The sequence below is a fragment of the Paraburkholderia caffeinitolerans genome, from assembly GCF_902859945.1.
Lineage (GTDB): Bacteria > Pseudomonadota > Gammaproteobacteria > Burkholderiales > Burkholderiaceae > Paraburkholderia > Paraburkholderia caffeinitolerans.
Genome location: NZ_CADIKL010000015.1, coordinates 63,592 through 80,223, shown reverse-complemented (window position 1 = coordinate 80,223; position 16,632 = coordinate 63,592). Strand labels below are relative to the sequence as shown.

Here is a 16,632-nt window from a genome sequence, read left to right as displayed (position 1 = left end):
ACCCTCAGGCCGGCTTCCAGCGGTACATCATCACTTTGCCGCGCGCGTCTTCTTCAACGAAGATCAGGTATTCGCCATTGGGCTGACGGTTCGCGGTAATGCCGAAGGGCACGTCCACCCAGCCCGAGGTATTGCCGACTTCCGGGCCTGGACCGAAGGTCCCGATCTCCTTCGCGCTGTCCTTGTCGAAAACGTGGACGTTGCCCGCGGGCTCAACCATGAATACGTACTGCCCTTCCACGGTGACGCCCGCCGGCGTGACCGGCGGCTTGGCCTTGGGGTCCCAGGGCAGATGCAGCAGCCAGGCCTGCTGCGGGTTGCCGCTCGACCACTTGTCGTAGCGCACCAGCACGCGGCCCGCTTCCTTCACGAAGCCCGGATCGTGCGGCGCGTCGGCGGTGTAGCCCGCCACGTAGAGCGAGTCGGTCTTCGGGTCGTAGATCGCGCGATGCACCTCGGTAAACGGCGCGGGCATCGGGTACTGATCAGCCTTGTCGTACGAGTAGATCGGGTTGCCCTTCGCGTCGATGCCGCCAAAGCGGAAGCGCGTGATGCCCTTGTTGTCGCGCGCGCGCCAGATGTCGCCGCGCGTATCGATCCACCAGCCCCAGCCGCCGGCCAGGTGACCGGGACCCGGATAGCGGGTGAATTCGTTGGCGTCGAACGCACCGTTGCCGTTGGCGTCGCGCCAGATCCAGTCGCCGCCCGGCGGTGCATTCGGCACTTTTTGCACGGGCCGCGCGCGCCCCGCGATGAAGCCCGATGGAATCGCGGTCTCGCCGTCACGCTGCGGATCGAAGCGGTAGATCTTCAGGTGATCCGCATACATGTCGGTGAGATAGAGGAACGTGTGACCGTTCAACTCGCGTGCGGTGGGCAAGCCCGGCCACATGTCGCCGTTAAACACCGGGTCCTGCGGATACTTGAAGCGATTAGACAGGAACCCTACGTATTTCCAGTCCTGCCCCGGCGGCTTCGACAGATCGAGTTCGAAGCGCTTGTTGCCGGTATAAACGCTGTTGGGCCGCGAAGGGTCCACCCATGCGCCGTCCACGAACAGCAGTCCTTCCACGTTCCAGAGGCGCTTGCCGGCAGGCGTATAGCTTTCGAGCGTCGCGCCCAACCCCGCGCCGATGGTGCCGTGGCGCGGGCCGATACCGTTGGTCGACACGTAGATGTTGCCCTTCGCATCCGTGCCCACGCCGGTCAGACCGTTGAAACGGCCCGGCCCCGGCCGGCCCACAACGTTCGACGGGCCCGAGAAAATGCCGCCGCGCTCGCCGAGCGTGCCGCTCTGCTTGTAGCCACCGCCCTCACGCGAGTAGATGAGGATCTGCTGGCGCGGGCCATTGTCCGCCACCAGAACGCGCTGCGAAGGATCCACGGCCACGTCCACGGGCACCGAATCGGCGGGCAGCTCGATCGTGTTCGAGAGCAACTTGCCCTCGGCGGAATAGTGCGCGATGCGCGGCTTCGAATCGGTCACGCTGCCCGTGATCACCCACAGCGAGCCGTCGCCCGCAATCGCGATCTTGCCCGGCTCGTGCACGTCGAATTGCGACTTGCGCTGCATGGCGTTCGCGTCGTACACCTCGATGCGATTCGCCGTGGTGTGGCTCACGTAAAGCAGCGAATCGGTGGCCGCGAGTCCGCCTACATCGGCAGGCGCGCCCAGATCGGGATGCGAAACAGCCGGCAGGTCAGCGATCTTGAGGAATGCGCCCGCGAGTTGCGCGTGCGGATTGGTCGGATCCGGCGAAGGCTGGAAGGCCGCCGCGCGCTTCGGTTCATCGATCGGACGGCGCGTGACGCCGAACCACTGGCGCCCCTTTTCGGGCCAGATACCTGGTCCGATCAGATGCCCGCGTTCATTGCCCACCGCCACGGCCGCGTACAGAAAGCGGCTATTCACGGCCACGGCGTTGCCGCCGTATCCGCCCCAACCATGGGTGCCGCCGGCAAAGCCCAGCATCTTGCCGTCCTGATACGCGCTGATTTCAGCGCCGCTCTCGTCCCAGGGGGCGTCGGTGTAGACCTTGCCCTCCGGCGTCACGGCGATGGCGGTGATGTTGATCTGCGTCCACGTCCCTTGGCCATTGCCAAACGTGTTGCCGATCCACGATGTCGTTACATTGAGTTGCGGCGCGGCGAGGGTCTGTACCGAAGAGGTGCAAACGAACGCACTGAGTGCTGCGAGCGCCAGCGTCCTGCGCATACGGCGGTCGGGAATCGGAAACGGCAAAGCAATTCCTCCGGTCGGGTGAATCCGACTGGATCATGCCGTACATTCATGAAGAAAAATCGTTCCACAAAAAGCGAAAATAATTCAAAAAAATTCAGCATTCACCAGACCCGCCTGTGCGGATGCGAAATAAATCGCCGCACCGCGCGCCAAGCCCCGTGCGGCGGGCCTCGCGTGATCTTGTCCCGTTTTCCGAAAGGAAACGGCAATGCCGCTGCAATGAAATTGTCGCCACATCGACGCGGCATTGTCGCAATAGCGCGAAATATATTCGATCAATCAAATCGCTTTCATTTTAAAAATACCCATCAATATATTTCGGCTTTTTGACCATTTAATTCTTTTTAGAATGATCCGGACTATGCATGCCTGAAACAACCGGATAGCCGATGACCGTAAACAGCCTCGCCAGCACCCCGCAGCATTCCCACCGTATCGTCCAGCTCGACGGCCTGCGCGCCTTCGCCGTACTCGCCGTGTTCGCGCAGCACGCGCTCAAAGCGCCGCTCTGGATGGGTGTCGATCTGTTCTTCGTGCTGAGCGGCTTTCTCATCACCGGCATCCTGCTCGAACGCAAGGCGCGCGGCCAGTCGTACTTCAGCTACTTCTACGCACGCCGCGTGCGCCGCATCCTGCCGCCGTACATCCTGTTGATGATCGTCTCGTCGCTGCTGTTCGGTTTCGGCTGGGCCCACTACTGGCCGTGGTACGCGTTCTTCGCGACCAATATCGGCGATGCGCTGGGCCAAAGCGGCCACGACAGTCTCAACATCCTCTGGTCGCTCGCGGTGGAAGAGCAGTTCTACATCTTCTGGCCCTTCGTGGTGCTGCTGCTGCCGCAGCGCACGCTCGCCGTGGTGGCCGGCGCGCTCGTGCTCATCGTGCCGGTGCTGCGCGCCATCGCGACGCCGTGGTTCGATTCGTTCTGGCCCATTTACTACCTCACGCCGTTCCGCATGGACCTGCTCGCGATGGGCGCGCTGCTCGCCGTGCTCGTGCGGCGCGACCGCAATGCGCTCGAGCCCTTCAAGGTGCCGGCGGCCATCTTGTTCTTTGCCGCGCTCGCCGTGCTCGCGTGGCTGCATCTGCATTACCCGCGCTTTCGCGCCGCCAACACGCCGCTCTCGAACGCCATGCTCTACAGCGTTTCGCTCGTGCTGTGCACGTCGACGGTGGTGTTCGCGCTGCAGTCCAAGGGCTTCGTCAAGCGCTTGCTCTGCAATCCGGTGCTGGTCTACATCGGCACCATCAGCTACACGATCTACCTGATTCACCTCACGATTCTCTACGCGGTGTGGCCGCTCCATTACAGCCGCCCCGTGAGCGCCGCGATCGCGCTCGCCCTCACGCTCGCCTATGCGAGCGCCAGCTGGTTTCTCTTCGAAAAACGTCTCACGCGCGGCCCGAGCCGCCAGCGACTGCCCGCTCGCACCCGCACCCATGACGACATGAGCGCCAAAGTGAGCACCCCTACCTCGCAGTCCTGAATCCCGATCAGACAAACAGGTTCCGAATTCACGTTCGCTATTTCAAAGGTACTGACACATGAACGAACGACGCAAAGCGATCATCACCGGCGTATCCGGCCAGGACGGCGCGTATCTGACCAAACTGCTGCTCGACAAGGGCTATCAGGTGGTCGGCACCTACCGGCGCACCAGTTCGGTCAACTTCTGGCGCATGAACGAACTCGGCGTCACGGATCATCCCTCGCTCGAACTCGTCGAGCACGATCTGACCGACGCGGGTTCGACGCTGCGCCTGCTCGAGCGCGCCCAGGCCAGCGAGGTCTACAACCTCGCCGCACAAAGCTTCGTGGGCGTGTCGTTCGACCAGCCCGTGACCACGGCCGAAGTAACCGGCATCGGCGCGCTGAACCTGCTCGAAGGCATTCGCGTGATCAACCCGAAAATGCGCTTCTACCAGGCTTCGACCTCCGAAATGTTCGGCAAGGTGCAGGCCGTGCCGCAGCGCGAGGACACCCCGTTCTACCCGCGCAGCCCGTATGGCATCGCCAAGCTGTTCGCGCACTGGTCCACGGTCAACTACCGCGAGTCCTATGACATCTTCGCGACCAGCGGCATTCTCTTCAATCACGAGTCGCCGCTGCGCGGCCGCGAGTTCGTGACGCGCAAGATCACCGACGCTGTCGCGAAGATCAAGCTCGGCAAGCAGAACGTGCTCGAACTGGGCAACATGGACGCCAAGCGCGACTGGGGCTATGCCTCCGAATACGTGGAAGGCATGTGGCGCATGCTGCAAGCCGACGATCCCGACACCTACGTGCTCGCCACGGGCCGCACCGAAACCGTGCGCGACTTCGTGACGATGGCGTTTGCCGCAGCGGGCTTCCAGCTCGAATGGCAAGGCCGCGCCGAGCGCGAAACCGCCGTGGACATCTCCACGGGCCGCACGCTGGTGCGCGTGAGCCCGCGCTTCTACCGCCCCGCCGAAGTCGATCTGCTGATCGGCGACGCGAGCAAGGCGCACAGCAAGCTCGGCTGGAAGCCGCAGACCTCGCTTGAGCAACTGTGCCAGATGATGGTCACCGCCGACCTCACGCGCAACGAGCGACATGACACGTTCTAACGATCGACTGCGCGCGCCACGCGCGCTCATCACGGGCGTGGGCGGCTTCACGGGCCGCTACATGGCCGCGCGCCTGGCCGCGGATGGCTACCGCATCTGGGGCACCGCGCGCGCCGGCGAAGCCGTCGACGATGCCAACGTGGCGGGCGGCATCACGCTGCTCCCCGCCGACCTGCTCGACCCCGAAGCGCTTGCGCATGCAGTGGAAACGGTGCAGCCCGACGTGGTCGTGCATCTCGCGGCCGTGGCGAACGTCGCCAACGGCGACGTTGCGCGCACCTATGTCGTCAACGTGGTCGGCACGCGCAATCTGCTCGACGTGCTCGCGCGCCAGCGTCATGTGCCGCGCGCCGTGCTGCTCGCGAGCAGCGCGAACATCTATGGCAACGCCACGTCCGGCGTCATCAACGAGGCCGTGCCGCCGCAGCCTTCGAACGACTACGCCGTGAGCAAGCTCGCGATGGAATACGTCGCGAAGCGCTGGAATGCGCAGTTGCCGCTGGTGATCGCCCGGCCGTTCAATTACACGGGCGTGGGCCAGAGCACGGACTTTCTACTGCCGAAGATCGTCGAGCATTACGCGCGCGGCGACCGGACGATCTCGCTCGGCAACACCGAGGTGAGCCGCGACTTCTCCGATGTGCGCGACGTGGTGGATGCGTACGCGAAACTCATTGCGGCGGCACCTCGCGGCGAGACCGTCAATGTCTGCTCGGGTACTGGCTGGACGCTCGACGAAGTGCTTGCGATGCTTTCGCGTATCGCGGGCTACGAGATTGAAGTCAAGGTCGATCCGCGGTTCGTGCGTGCGAACGAGGTGCGTCATCTGGTGGGATCGAACGCGAAGCTGCGCTCGATTGTGGGCGATGCGGCGCGTACGCCTATCGAGGGGACGTTGCGGTGGATGTTCGATGAAGCGCGTAAGCGGCTGAATACGGCCTGATTCCCGCCCCTGGAGCCTCCCACACTTTTGCACACTCTTGTGCTGAATGTGCGCCGCGGCTTCCTGGACGTGGCATTCAAAAAGCGCGTCGAGGCGCGCTACAAGATTCCGTTCGAGTGCAGCGAGGAGGTGCTAAGCTAATAACCAGCCGTTGCCCCTAAAGCGAATCGGCCGAGGCCATTGAGCGTGTGCGGGTCGGCGTGATGAAAGCGAACTTCCGCTACTAGTTCGATGTGGCAGGTTGATGCCGTACCGTCGGATGCGTTGGAGGAAAACCATGACGCTCCAGAAGTTCTTCGCCACGGATTTCGCCCACTCGGGGACTGACGATACCCTTCCCTCGCTATTGTCGAAAGGCTGCCCGGGCGGCCATGTGCTGTCGATCGCCAACAGCCTGGTCCTCAACCTCGTCGCGACCGAGTGGTTTCAGAAAACCCAATATCAGCTGATCGTGGTCGACAAGAATGAAGACCACCTGTACGAGATCAGGAAGCTGAGCAAGATGGCGGTCAAAAGCGAGACAGTCGAAGACTTCAAGACGAGGATCGAGGACAAATTCGGTGAGGTCTCGGTCAAGGGCCTCGAGAAAAGGAAGTTGCTCACCGACGAGGTGATGAAGGGCTTGCGACTCTTCCAGAGAATAAATCTCATCCACGAAGATCTGAGTTCTAGCACGGTGATCGAGAAGATCAACGCAGCCAAGGCGAACGGCCAGTTTTCAGTGCTGTATCTCAGCAACGTCGAGTTCTATGTCGGCACATCGTTGTTCGGGGCCTCGGCGGGCTCCAAGAGCGATTACGGGAAGAACATCAGGTCACTCATCTCGCCAGGGACTCGGGTGTTCCGCGGAGCATCGGTCGTGATGTCCGAGCACGTGGGAGAGGTTCCTGAAACCTGGTGCATTTGATCTTCGGCAAGTGGGTGAACGGCGAGGCACACCATGGCGAACGATAGTCATCCTTGGCGCGACATCTATTCTCCCCAAGCGATCGAGAAGCTGGAAACCCTCATCGGCGAGGCGAGCCTTCCGAAAACCTGGGTAACCATACGCAAACTGGTTCTCGAGTATCAGGCCTGCGACAAATCCGATTTGAGGAGTATCCCGCGGCGGCGGGAACTGCTGGGCCAGATCGCGGTGGCCTGCGCGCAGACCGACGGCATGGCGCCAGCCAAGGCATTGCGCCCGGGCGCCTTGCCCAAGAGTGGCGAGAAGGGCGCGCAATCGAAAGATGCAGGCGTGTGGATCGGCTCGCTTCACCGGCGGTGCGAGAAGAAGAGCCGCTATCTCGCGGAGCTGGAACGATTTCACGCGGGGACTGGCTCCAACCTCGCCGCCTCGTCGCCGGCAAATTTCCTGGAATTCCTGAACAAGAAGGCGGCGAAGGAGAAAAGCGCGGAGTTTCTGAAGCTCAACGTCACGAATCGGATGGAGAAGATGGATCCGTTTCACCGCGGCGCGGAGGTTCACGTCAATGCGGGGGGGATATCGGCGATCGACGGAAACCCGATGTCCGAGGCGCTGTGTTTGTGGCTTTCGGGCGCAAGCGGTACGCAAATGCCGTTTTTCATGTGGCTGGAAAAACAGCCGATATGCACCGCAACGCCCGGCCTCGACGACAACTATTCAGACCTGTTCAAGAACCGGGTTCGCAAAGTCAGTTACGACTGCCTTGTCGGGGCGGTAAGCTTCATCAACGAGACCGTCGTGGTGACGAACCTCGACAATTCCGTTGCATTGGATACGAGTGCGGCATTCGGAAAGCAGGCAGCGGAAATGGCGTATGTATGGGCCGAGGATCGGCAAGTCTATACGGCTGCTCACAAGCCACAGCAGTTTCATCATTCTTCGTTCACGGGCGGAAAGAAGGTCAGATGCGCTGGCATGTGGCGGGTCATCAAAGGCAAAGTTCACTATATCGATGACAACTCGGGGCACTATCGGCCCCAGCCGATTCATCTTCAGAACTTCGCCCGCTTCCTGGACCAGAAGGGGGTCTTCGTGGCGGAGGCGAAGGTGTGTCCTCACAGCATGAAGAGCGATCCGGTCGCCGACTATCTCACGCGCAACCTGCTACTCGAATCGCTGCCCGCGACGCCGCTGACGGTCGGGGCCGCATTTTCCAAGGCCATAAAAGAAGTGCCGGAGGCCATGAAGGTTTCCACCACTAAGGCCTGCGTTTGCGGAAAGTACACATGGTTCGGGAAGAAGCTGGGGAAGAATTGCCCGAAGTGCGGTGAGCCGGATCCGCGCTAACCGGCCGCGCCCGATTTGGAGAAACATCCTATCCGGCTTCCCTGCTCTACCTGTAACCGCCGCCCTTCCGGGCGGCGGCTTCGTTTCAGCGCTTCAACGCCTCAGTGCACGCCGCTGTTAGCAGCCGCAATCGCCTCCGCATAAACATCGGCGACACGCTTCGCAATCACAGCATTGTCGAAGTTCTCACGCGCATAGGTCTTGCACGCCTCCTCATCGGGCAGCTTGATACGCCCCGAGAACGCGGCGTCAATCCCCTCCGCAATCGCAGCCGCCCCCGTTTCCGGCAGCACGAGATCCTGCGAAAGCCCGGCCACGGCTTCAGGCAACCCGCCCACCGGCGTAACCAGCACCGGCGTGCCAGCCGAAAGCGACTCCACGGTGATCAAGCCAAAGCCTTCAAGCGCCACCGTAGGCACGATGCTCAGCGTGGCCGCACGATAAAGCGAAGGCAACTGCGCATCGGGCACGAAACCCAGCAGCCTGACGTTATCGGTCAACCCCGCTTCATCGATACGCTGTTGCAGTTCAGCTTCCAGACGCCCGCGCCCGGCAATCAGCAGCAGCACATCGGGATGACGCTGCTTCACCACTTTGATTGCATCGATCAAATCTTCCAGACCCATACGTCGCACGAGACGGCGCACCGCCAGCACGATCGGACGATTCTGCGGCAACTGCAAACGCAGACGCGCCTCGGCGCGCGTGCAAGCAGGATCGAAATGCGCGGTATCCACGCACCCCGGCACGATACGCACACGGTCCGGCGAAATCGCATAACGCTTCGTGAGAATGTCACCAAACGCTTTCGACAGCACGATAAGCCGCGACGATCGTTCGTACACCGATTGTTCGAGCGAATGCTTGATACGCTGGCTCAACGTGGCCGCGCCTTCAACGAAGCTCTCATCGGCCCAGGGTCCCTGAAAATGCGAGACCTGCGGAATACCGCGCGTCACATCGAGACCCGGAAAGGTATACAGCGCGAAGTGCGAAGAAATCACATCGGGACGATGGCTTCGAATCTCGCGACGCAGCGCACGGCGCGCGTCCATCAAGCGAAACGGCAGCGCACGCGCAGCCGACCCGAAGCCCTGGATCGCGCCGTTGCTGTCTTCGGCCACCTTGGGGGAGCCGGCCACCACGCCGCGCACCTGCACGCCCGCGCCAGGCAGCGCCCCCACGAGCGAGTAATACATGCGGTCGAGTCCGCCTGCACGCTCCGGAAACCAGTGCATGCCGATCTGTAGCGATTGGATGGAATGTTTTGTCATTTCGTGTCCTTATCGTGTCCTTGCCGTGCCCGCGTTGGGCATCAAGGCGTCAGGGATTCTCGGCGCGCTGCAGCGGCGCCGCCGCGAAGCCGCGTTCCGCGCCTCGCTGTGAGTCCCGTGCTTCGTTATGCATGTCGCTGCGCACCTCATTGCGCACTACCGCGCCCGCGTCGCCCGCCAGTTGGCGATAGAGCGCGATGTATTGCGCGGCCATGCGCGCCCAGCCGAATTCGCCCGCGAGGTTTGCGGCGGCCTCGCCCATCGCGAGACGGCGCGGCGTGTCGTCCGCGAGTTGCAGGATCGCGTTGGCGAGCGCCGGCGCGTCGTCCGGATCGTCAAGCACGATGCCGCAATCGGGTGTGATGATTTCGGCCCCGCCCGCCGTCTGCGCGGTGACCACGGGCAGGCCCGCCGCCATCGCCTCCAGCAGCGAGAGGCTCATTGCTTCGTAGCGCGAAGGAAATACATAGGCATCGACGCTGCGCATCAGCACCGGCATCTCGCGCACGAGGCCGAGAAAATGCACGCGCGAGGCAATGCCCAGTTCGCGCGCCATCTCGGGGTACGGGCTGCCGGGCAGGTAGCCCGCCACCGCCAGATGCACGCGCTCGGGGAGTTGCTTGAGCGCCTGTAGCACGGTGCCGAGGTTCTTGCGCGGCGTGCGCAGATCGCCCACGAACAGCAGGAAGAACTTGTCTTCCGGCAGCTCGAATTTCGCGCGGTCGGCGCTGGCCGAGGCGAAGCCGCGCGTGTCCACGCCGTTGTAGATCACGTCGAGCCGCTCGACCGGATTGCCGCCCGAAGCGACGATCTCGTCGGCGACCTTGCGCGAGACGGCTGCGATCACGCGCGAGCGCCGGTAGGCCCAGCGCTCGAGCACCGCATTCGCACGCGTATAGATGAACTGGTACGCCGACCACACGCCGCGCGTGAGCCCGAATGGGTAATACTTGCTGCGCCCCCAGCCGCCGTGCACGAAGTGCGCGGTGTTGACGTCGGCGTGGGCCCAGGTAATGAAGCCGTTCACATGCAGCACGTCGTATTCGCGGCGATGGCGGCGCAGCCACAGCGCGCTCTTGAGCGCGAACACCTGCTGGCGCAGCAGATTGGTGGGCCACAGGCGCGAAGGCTGCACCGGCACCCACTTCACTTTCGGATGCGCAGCCAGTTCCGGCGCGACATGCGAAGCCACCAGCGTGACCTCGAACCCTTCGTCGAGGGCCGCGCGCGCGATTTCATGATTGACGCGCCCCTGGCCGTCGTTGTGGCGCACCACATGCGTGACGATTGCGACTCTCAATCGGAGACCTCCATGTTGCGGGCCTGGAGGCGAGTCAGCTTGCTCCAGTGTCCCGCGCTGAGAATGGAAAACACACTCGAAAACAGCAGCAGACCGCCCGTGCCGACCAGCGAGTTGGTGAACACGAGCATGGCGAAGATCGACACCGTGAGGCTCAGGCACGCGCACACATAGCGGTCGTCAGGCATGCGCAGCGCGATGCGCAGCGCGCGCACAATGAGCCACAGCACGCCGGACAAGTACATCAGCGTGCCGGGCCAGCCGAGCACGAACGGAATGTTCATCACGCCGCTGTCGAAACTGCCGTACTGGCCGAGCTGGCCGTTATTGCTGGAAAGCTTGGTCGACGCGCCGGTGGCGCCGAGACCCTCGCCCGTCACATCGGTGAAGGCCTTTTTCGCGAAGTCGGCGTAGAACTGGTTACGCGCCGCGTAGCTCTGGTCGTCCTTGAGGTTCACGAGCGAATCCAGACGCTGCTGCATGCGGTCGGCCACCGGGCCGAAGGTGAGCAGCGGCACGCACACGCCCGCGAGCACCAGCGCGCTCACAATGATGCGGATGCGCACCTTGTTGCTCGACTTCGCCAGCTGGATCACCATCGCGATCGCCCAGCCGCCCCAGGTCGAGCGCACCAGCGAGAGCGCGAACGAGAAGAAGCCGAACGCCGCCGCAATCCAGCGCACGCGATGCTTCGCGGCCATCACGAGCACCATCGCGCCCATCATCGCGAAGGCGAACGGGCCCGAGGAATTCATCGTGCTGAACACGCGCACGCCGAGCGGCACCGGATCGCCCTGCGAGTTCATGTCGGAGCCGATCATCCACATGGCGTCCCACGGCGGCATGATGAAGAACTGGATGAGGCCGTAGGCGCCCATCACGAGCATGCCGTAGATGAAGGTGTTCACAATGGTGTCGCGCGTCTCGGGATACTGACGCGTGAGCACCATGATGTGAAAGCCGATCAGGATCGGATAGATCCAGTTCGCAAGGTCATAGACAGCGGCGGCCGGGCCGCTCGCGACCACGCCCACCACGAATGCATAGCCGATGCCGAGCAGCGTGAGCACGATCGGCAATCCACGGCGCTGCGCGAGCACCGGGTAGTAGCGCAGCAGCGACAGCCCGCTGATCATCGTGACCGCGAGCGGCGCGACCTGAATCAGGCTGGTGGGCGTGAAGCCGCCCTTGCCGAAGTCGGCGAGGCGGCGCACTTCGGGGCTCAGGAACCACAGCCACCACATGAAGCCGATATAGCGGACCGGATTCACGAAGTAGAGCCAAAAGCCCACGGCGATGGCGAGCACCGGAAACGCGAGCGTGAGCACCGTGCCCTGGTGCGCGAGAATCAGCAGCGTGGTGAAGGCCCACAGCGCGATCACGGGCAGCGTGTCGCGGCCCATCGCGCGGCGCAGCGCCGAACGCTGGCGCGGCGCTGGCGCAGCGGGCGCCGCCGGCATGACCGGCGCGTTGAAGCGCGGGACAGGCTGGCGCGGAGCCGGTGCGGGTGCGGGAGCAGCGGACGGAATACGCATGATTACACCCGGCCCGCAGTCTGATTCGCCGCTTGCCCAGCGGTTTGCCCCGCGGTTTGTCCCACCGGGCGCGCACCCGCATGCGCGGGCCGCGCCACGCGCGGATCGCGCTCGCGCAGCATCTCGCGCGTGAGTTGCGCATGCTGGCGCGCGAAATTCTCGGTCGTGAGATCGCGCGTGCACAGTTGCTCGCAGGCCTCGCGCGCCTGGGCGAGCGCGCGTTTGGGATCGTCGACGAGCGCGTTCACGGCTTCGCGCAGTTGCTCGGCGTTGAACGGCTCGACGTAGAACGCGGCCTGTTCGTCGAAGTAATCTTCGAGCGCGCCTACCTTCGTCACGATCATCGGCTTGCCGAGCGCCGCCGCTTCGAGCATCACGGTGATGCCCGACGCGTGCGTATTGGGCCGCAGCGGCACGACGATGATGTCCGCCCACTCATACAGCGCGTGCTGCTGCTGGATGCCGGACACGCTCACGATCTCCACGTTAGACGCGCGCACCGACGCCGGCATGCGTCTGCGCGTGGCGATGCGCACCTGATAGCGCGCGTCGTTGCCGAGCGCGCCCACCAGCGTGGTCCAGTCGCGGTCGCGATCGTTGCCGATGCCGGCCACGCGCACAGGCGTATTCGGCTTCCAGTGCGAAGGCGGACGCAGCGGAAAGTCCTTGGTGTTCAGGCCATACAGCACGTGACGCGCGCTGCGGCCGAAAAAATCACCGCACAGCGCGGCGTTCTCGCTCGCGAGCGTGGTCAGCAGGTCCGCGCGCTTGAGCAAGCGCTGATAGAGCGCGCGGCGCAGCGCGCCGTAGCCGGGCCAGCGGTCGAGCAGCCACACGCTCTGCGCAAGCAGCAGCGGACGCGCGCCGCCCTTCTTCGCGTGCATGAGCAGCACCATCGCCACGGCCAGGTGCTCTTGTTCCGTGTGCGTCCAGATCACGTCCGAATCGAGAATCGCACGGCGATTGCGCCATGCGTGAATGAAGTCGAAGCCAAGCGCTGCCTTCAGCGCGCGGCGCACGAGGCGCACGGGCGCGCCTTCGCTCGCATCCTTGGCGTAGTTGAGCGCGAATTCCTCGGACTCAGCGTGGTGATAGCCGTAAAGGGAGCCAATGTTCTCACCCTTGCGGTAACGGCGCGGATCGGCGCCATAAAAGAGGTGAACGTGGACTTGCGTACCGCTCATTCGAGGTCCTCCGTTGAATCGATTACAAAATGCGCCAGAAGCACCCCAAACTACACAAGCGGTACTTCAGATGCTTCAGGCGATTGCGCGGCGCGCCTCGCGTGCGCCGCCGCGCACCGCGCGCCAGCGCGCGAACGCAACCGCGGGCGAGCCGGCGCGCAATGCGCCGATACCCGTATGCAGCAGGCCCGGATACACCCGGGTGCCAATCAGCGCCCACCACCACCATGCGGTCTCGCGATGCATCGGCGAGAGATTGCCGCGCAGGATCAGGTGGAAATTGAAGGCGGCGTTGCGGATCGAGGCGAGCGTCTGCGCGTTGCGCGGATCTTCGCCGGGCCTCGGCGCGGGAAAATGGTCGACAGCCACGCGCGGGTCGTACACGAGCTTCCAGCCCGCGCGCTTCACGCCCATGCTGAACGCCATGTCGTTGTGCGTCTGCGCACCGGTGCCGCGCAAGCGGCGGTCGAAGCGCAGCTCGCCAATCGCGGCGCGCCGGTAGCTCATGTTCGCGCCCTTGAGCAGATCGACTTCGCGCGCTTCGCCCACGCCCAGGTGATGATTGCCGACGATGCGGCCCGTCGGTTGCACGCGCCCCACGAGTTCGCGCTCGCCGTCGAGCACGCGGCCTTCTTCATGCACCCAGTCGCGGCCGCCGAGCGCGCCCAGCGTCTCATCGGCTTCGAAATGCGCGGCGATGCGCGCGACCCAATCGGCGTGCGGCGCGGCATCGTCGTCGGTGATGGCGATCACGTCGCCCGTCGCCGCTTCGATGCCGCAGTTGAGCGCGGCCACCTGCCCCGGCTCATCCACGGTCGCGACCACCACGTTGAGCACGCGAGGCGTCACGTGCTCCGCGAGGCAGGCGTGCGTGGCTTCGTCGTCCGCGCGCGCCACCACCACGATCTCATCGGGCGTGCGCTCCTGGCGCAGCAGCGCGGAGAGGCAGCGCGCCAGATCTTCAGGACGCCGATACGTTGGCACGAGCACGGTCACTTTCATCGCGCTTTTCTCCATTGTTATCAGGCGCAAACCATCAGGCGCTCAGGTATTCCTGCACGGCATCGTAGCCGTAGGCGTACTTGCCGTGCGCGCGCGCCGACACCCCGTTGAAGACCCCGCCGGTCACGTGCACGCCCGCATTGCGCAGACGCTTGAGCGTATCGGCAATCTCGGCTTCCGTATGGATGCCCGAGCGCAGCACGAGGAACGTCGATCCCGCATGGCTGCTCAGAATCGCGGCATCGGTCACGGCGAGCACCGGCGGCGTGTCCACCAGCAAGATGTCGTAGCGCTTCGCGAGCCCTTCGAGATACTGGTTCAGGCGCGGCGACATCAGCAGCTCGGACGGGTTCGGCGGACGGCGGCCGCACGAGATGAAGTGCAGGTTGTCCACTTCGGTCGCGCGAACCGCTTCGTCCAGCGAGATCTGGCCCGAGAGCAGTTCCGAGAAACCATTGGCCTGCGAGCCGCCCAAATAGCGCTCGAGTGCGCCGCGGCGCATGTCGCCGTCGATCATCAGCACGCGCTTGCCCGAGTGAGCGAGCAGCACGGCCAGGTTCGCGGTAAGAAAGCTCTTGCCCACGCCCGGCACCGAACCGGTCAGGACAACGACGCGATTGTGCGCGTCCGCCACGCTGAACTGCAGCGAGGTGCGCAGCGAGCGCAGACTTTCGACCGTGAGGTCCTTGGGCGACGCGTTCGCGAGCACTTCACGCAGACGCGTACCGCCACGCGTCGGAGCGCGTTTTTCGAGTGCGGCCTGCTCCGCCGAGAGCGGCACGAGGCCGTAGACGGGCAGATTGAAGGTGCGCTCGATGTGGTCCGGATCGACGATGCCCTTGAACATGTTCCGGCGCATCAGCACGAAGCCGGTGCCGAGAATAAGGCCGAGCATCGTGGCAGCCGAAATGATGAGCAACTTCTTCGGCTTCGCAGGCGCGCCCGGACGCATCGCGACGTCGACAATATGGACGTTGCCGCCCGTGCCCACGCGCTGCACCGAAAGCTCCTGAATACGGTTGAGCAGCAGCACGTAGATGTCTTCCGCCACCTTCGCGTCACGCTGGAGCTGCACGGCCTTCACTTCGGTGCCCGGCAGGTCGCGGAACTTGGTGTCGTACTTCGCGCGCTCGCCTTGCAGTTGCGCGAGCTGCTGGCGCGCCGCGATCAGCACCGGGTGCTGGTCGCCAAAGCGCTGCTGGAGCGAAGCGATCTGCAGTTGCAGCGCGGAAATCTGCTGTTCGTACTGCACGCTGCCGTCGAGGTAGATCTTCGCTTCGTCGCTGGCGTTGATCGAGCCCGACTTGCTCTGATACGCGGTGAGCGCGGCTTCGGCACGCTCGAGATCAGCCTTCAGGCGCGGCTGCTCGCTGCGCAGGAAGTCGAGCATCTTGCTTGCGTCGGCTTGCTTGCTGGCCACGTGCTCGCGCAGATACGACTGTGCAATCGCGTTGGCGATATCGGCTGCAGCCTGCGGGTCCTTGCCTTCGAGCGAGATGTCGATCACGCCCGTCTGCTTGCCCTGCTCCTGCACCTTGACGGCGCTCTGGAAGGCCGCGACGGCGTCCAGATCGTTCAGGCGCATGACCTTGAAGCGCTCGCCCGGACGCGCCTTCAGTTCGTTCACGAGCAGCGTGACGCCGCCGCCCTGCACGCGCTGGCCCACCGTGCCTTCGAGCAGGCGGCCGCCGTCGGGCCCGGAAATCACGTAGCGGTTGTCGTCGAGCGCGGTCAGCGTGAGCTTCTTGCTTTCGAGCTCGGGCGCCACCTGAATCGAGTCGATGTTGAGCACCTCGCCGCCCCACGCGTAGTCCTTGAGGCCGAACCACGGATGCGCGGGCTCGCCCGGCGTCGCGAGACGCGCGGCGAGGCTGCCGATCACCGGCAGCGTGACCGGCGCGGCCGAGAAGTTCAGCTTGAACTGCTTGACGACCGGCTCGAGCACGCTGCGGCTCTGGATCATCTGGATTTCGGCGTCGGTCGGCAGGCTACCCTGCTGGCCGCTCGTGACGTTCGCGCCGGACTGCGTCTGCGTGAGCGCCTGGGACGTGTAGTCCTGCTGCTCGACGCGGACCTGCGTGTCGGCCGTATAAACCGGCTTGGCCACGAAGCAATAGAACACGGCAGCGCCAATTACCACTGCCGCGATCATGACGAGCCAGCCGATGTCGTCGAAAATGACGCGCAGCAACTGACCGAGGACGACGTCCTCTTCCTCTGTGCGGGCCGCCGGGGCCGGCTGACTGATGACTTGTTGCGTACTCACGATTCGATCCCGTTTTGATTCATGTTGCGAGAAAAGATGGCTC

Annotated in this window: 13 protein-coding genes; 6 read left to right on the top strand and 7 right to left on the bottom strand. The window is 63.9% G+C overall.

Annotated features, from left to right (window positions below):
• Positions 1-4 precede the first annotated feature (4 nt).
• A complete protein-coding gene (locus HV773_RS16860; RefSeq protein WP_175195694.1) occupies positions 5-2,215 on the bottom strand; it encodes an NHL repeat-containing protein in 2,211 nt (736 codons plus the stop codon).
• Between the two features lie 75 nt (positions 2,216-2,290).
• Between HV773_RS16860 and HV773_RS16855 the strand changes: the two genes are divergently transcribed.
• From HV773_RS16855 to HV773_RS16830, 6 genes are all read left to right on the top strand, one after another.
• Positions 2,291-2,572 (top strand): hypothetical protein, encoded by a 282-nt coding sequence (locus HV773_RS16855; protein WP_175195692.1) that lies wholly within the window; start codon positions 2,291-2,293, stop codon positions 2,570-2,572.
• A gap of 59 nt (positions 2,573-2,631) precedes the next feature.
• Positions 2,632-3,729, top strand: a complete 1,098-nt coding sequence (locus HV773_RS16850; RefSeq protein WP_175195690.1) for an acyltransferase family protein — start codon at positions 2,632-2,634, stop codon at positions 3,727-3,729.
• 58 nt (positions 3,730-3,787) lie between these two features.
• A complete protein-coding gene (gene gmd / locus HV773_RS16845; RefSeq protein WP_175195688.1) occupies positions 3,788-4,831 on the top strand; it encodes a GDP-mannose 4,6-dehydratase in 1,044 nt (347 codons plus the stop codon).
• Positions 4,818-5,774: an NAD-dependent epimerase/dehydratase family protein gene (locus tag HV773_RS16840; RefSeq protein ID WP_175195686.1), complete on the top strand. Its 957-nt coding sequence runs from the start codon at positions 4,818-4,820 to the stop codon at positions 5,772-5,774. The genes gmd and HV773_RS16840 overlap by 14 nt, the downstream gene beginning before the upstream one ends.
• 277 nt (positions 5,775-6,051) lie before the next feature.
• The gene (locus HV773_RS16835; protein WP_175195684.1) at positions 6,052-6,681 is read left to right on the top strand and encodes a hypothetical protein; all 630 of its coding nucleotides are present in this window, start codon (positions 6,052-6,054) and stop codon (positions 6,679-6,681) included.
• Between the two features lie 33 nt (positions 6,682-6,714).
• On the top strand, positions 6,715-8,028 hold the full coding sequence (locus HV773_RS16830; RefSeq protein WP_175195682.1) for a hypothetical protein: 1,314 nt from the start codon (positions 6,715-6,717) through the stop codon (positions 8,026-8,028).
• A 101-nt stretch (positions 8,029-8,129) separates the two neighbouring features.
• Here HV773_RS16830 and HV773_RS16825 read toward each other — a convergent pair whose 3' ends face one another.
• The 6 genes from HV773_RS16825 to HV773_RS16800 form a co-directional block, all read right to left on the bottom strand.
• Complete coding sequence (locus tag HV773_RS16825) at positions 8,130-9,302, bottom strand: glycosyltransferase family 4 protein (RefSeq protein ID WP_175195680.1); 1,173 nt, start codon at positions 9,300-9,302, stop codon at positions 8,130-8,132.
• 49 nt (positions 9,303-9,351) lie between these two features.
• Positions 9,352-10,602, bottom strand: coding sequence for a glycosyltransferase family 4 protein (locus tag HV773_RS16820; RefSeq protein WP_175195678.1), 1,251 nt, complete (start codon positions 10,600-10,602; stop codon positions 9,352-9,354).
• A complete protein-coding gene (locus HV773_RS16815) occupies positions 10,599-12,137 on the bottom strand; it encodes a glucose-6-phosphate isomerase (protein ID WP_377730176.1) in 1,539 nt (512 codons plus the stop codon). The genes HV773_RS16820 and HV773_RS16815 overlap by 4 nt, the downstream gene beginning before the upstream one ends.
• Positions 12,138-12,139: 2 nt before the next feature.
• A complete protein-coding gene (locus HV773_RS16810; RefSeq protein ID WP_175195676.1) occupies positions 12,140-13,321 on the bottom strand; it encodes a glycosyltransferase in 1,182 nt (393 codons plus the stop codon).
• A 75-nt stretch (positions 13,322-13,396) separates the two neighbouring features.
• Positions 13,397-14,323 carry a glycosyltransferase family 2 protein gene (locus HV773_RS16805; RefSeq protein WP_175195675.1) on the bottom strand — a complete coding sequence of 309 codons (927 nt, stop codon included), beginning with the start codon at positions 14,321-14,323 and terminating at the stop codon, positions 13,397-13,399.
• 34 nt (positions 14,324-14,357) lie between these two features.
• Complete coding sequence (locus HV773_RS16800; RefSeq protein ID WP_377730223.1) at positions 14,358-16,592, bottom strand: polysaccharide biosynthesis tyrosine autokinase; 2,235 nt, start codon at positions 16,590-16,592, stop codon at positions 14,358-14,360.
• Positions 16,593-16,632 lie beyond the last annotated feature (40 nt).

What these genes read in the sequence shown, in the direction of transcription:
- HV773_RS16860 (WP_175195694.1), bottom strand. Translation starts at nt 2,215, where the DNA reads ATGCGCAGGACGCTGGCGCTCGCAGCACTCAGTGCGTTCGTTTGCACC.
- HV773_RS16855 (WP_175195692.1), top strand. Translation starts at nt 2,291, where the DNA reads ATGAAGAAAAATCGTTCCACAAAAAGCGAAAATAATTCAAAAAAATTC.
- HV773_RS16850 (WP_175195690.1), top strand. Translation starts at nt 2,632, where the DNA reads ATGACCGTAAACAGCCTCGCCAGCACCCCGCAGCATTCCCACCGTATC.
- gmd (WP_175195688.1), top strand. Translation starts at nt 3,788, where the DNA reads ATGAACGAACGACGCAAAGCGATCATCACCGGCGTATCCGGCCAGGAC.
- HV773_RS16840 (WP_175195686.1), top strand. Translation starts at nt 4,818, where the DNA reads ATGACACGTTCTAACGATCGACTGCGCGCGCCACGCGCGCTCATCACG.
- HV773_RS16835 (WP_175195684.1), top strand. Translation starts at nt 6,052, where the DNA reads ATGACGCTCCAGAAGTTCTTCGCCACGGATTTCGCCCACTCGGGGACT.
- HV773_RS16830 (WP_175195682.1), top strand. Translation starts at nt 6,715, where the DNA reads ATGGCGAACGATAGTCATCCTTGGCGCGACATCTATTCTCCCCAAGCG.
- HV773_RS16825 (WP_175195680.1), bottom strand. Translation starts at nt 9,302, where the DNA reads ATGACAAAACATTCCATCCAATCGCTACAGATCGGCATGCACTGGTTT.
- HV773_RS16815 (WP_377730176.1), bottom strand. Translation starts at nt 12,137, where the DNA reads ATGCGTATTCCGTCCGCTGCTCCCGCACCCGCACCGGCTCCGCGCCAG.
- HV773_RS16810 (WP_175195676.1), bottom strand. Translation starts at nt 13,321, where the DNA reads ATGAGCGGTACGCAAGTCCACGTTCACCTCTTTTATGGCGCCGATCCG.
- HV773_RS16805 (WP_175195675.1), bottom strand. Translation starts at nt 14,323, where the DNA reads ATGAAAGTGACCGTGCTCGTGCCAACGTATCGGCGTCCTGAAGATCTG.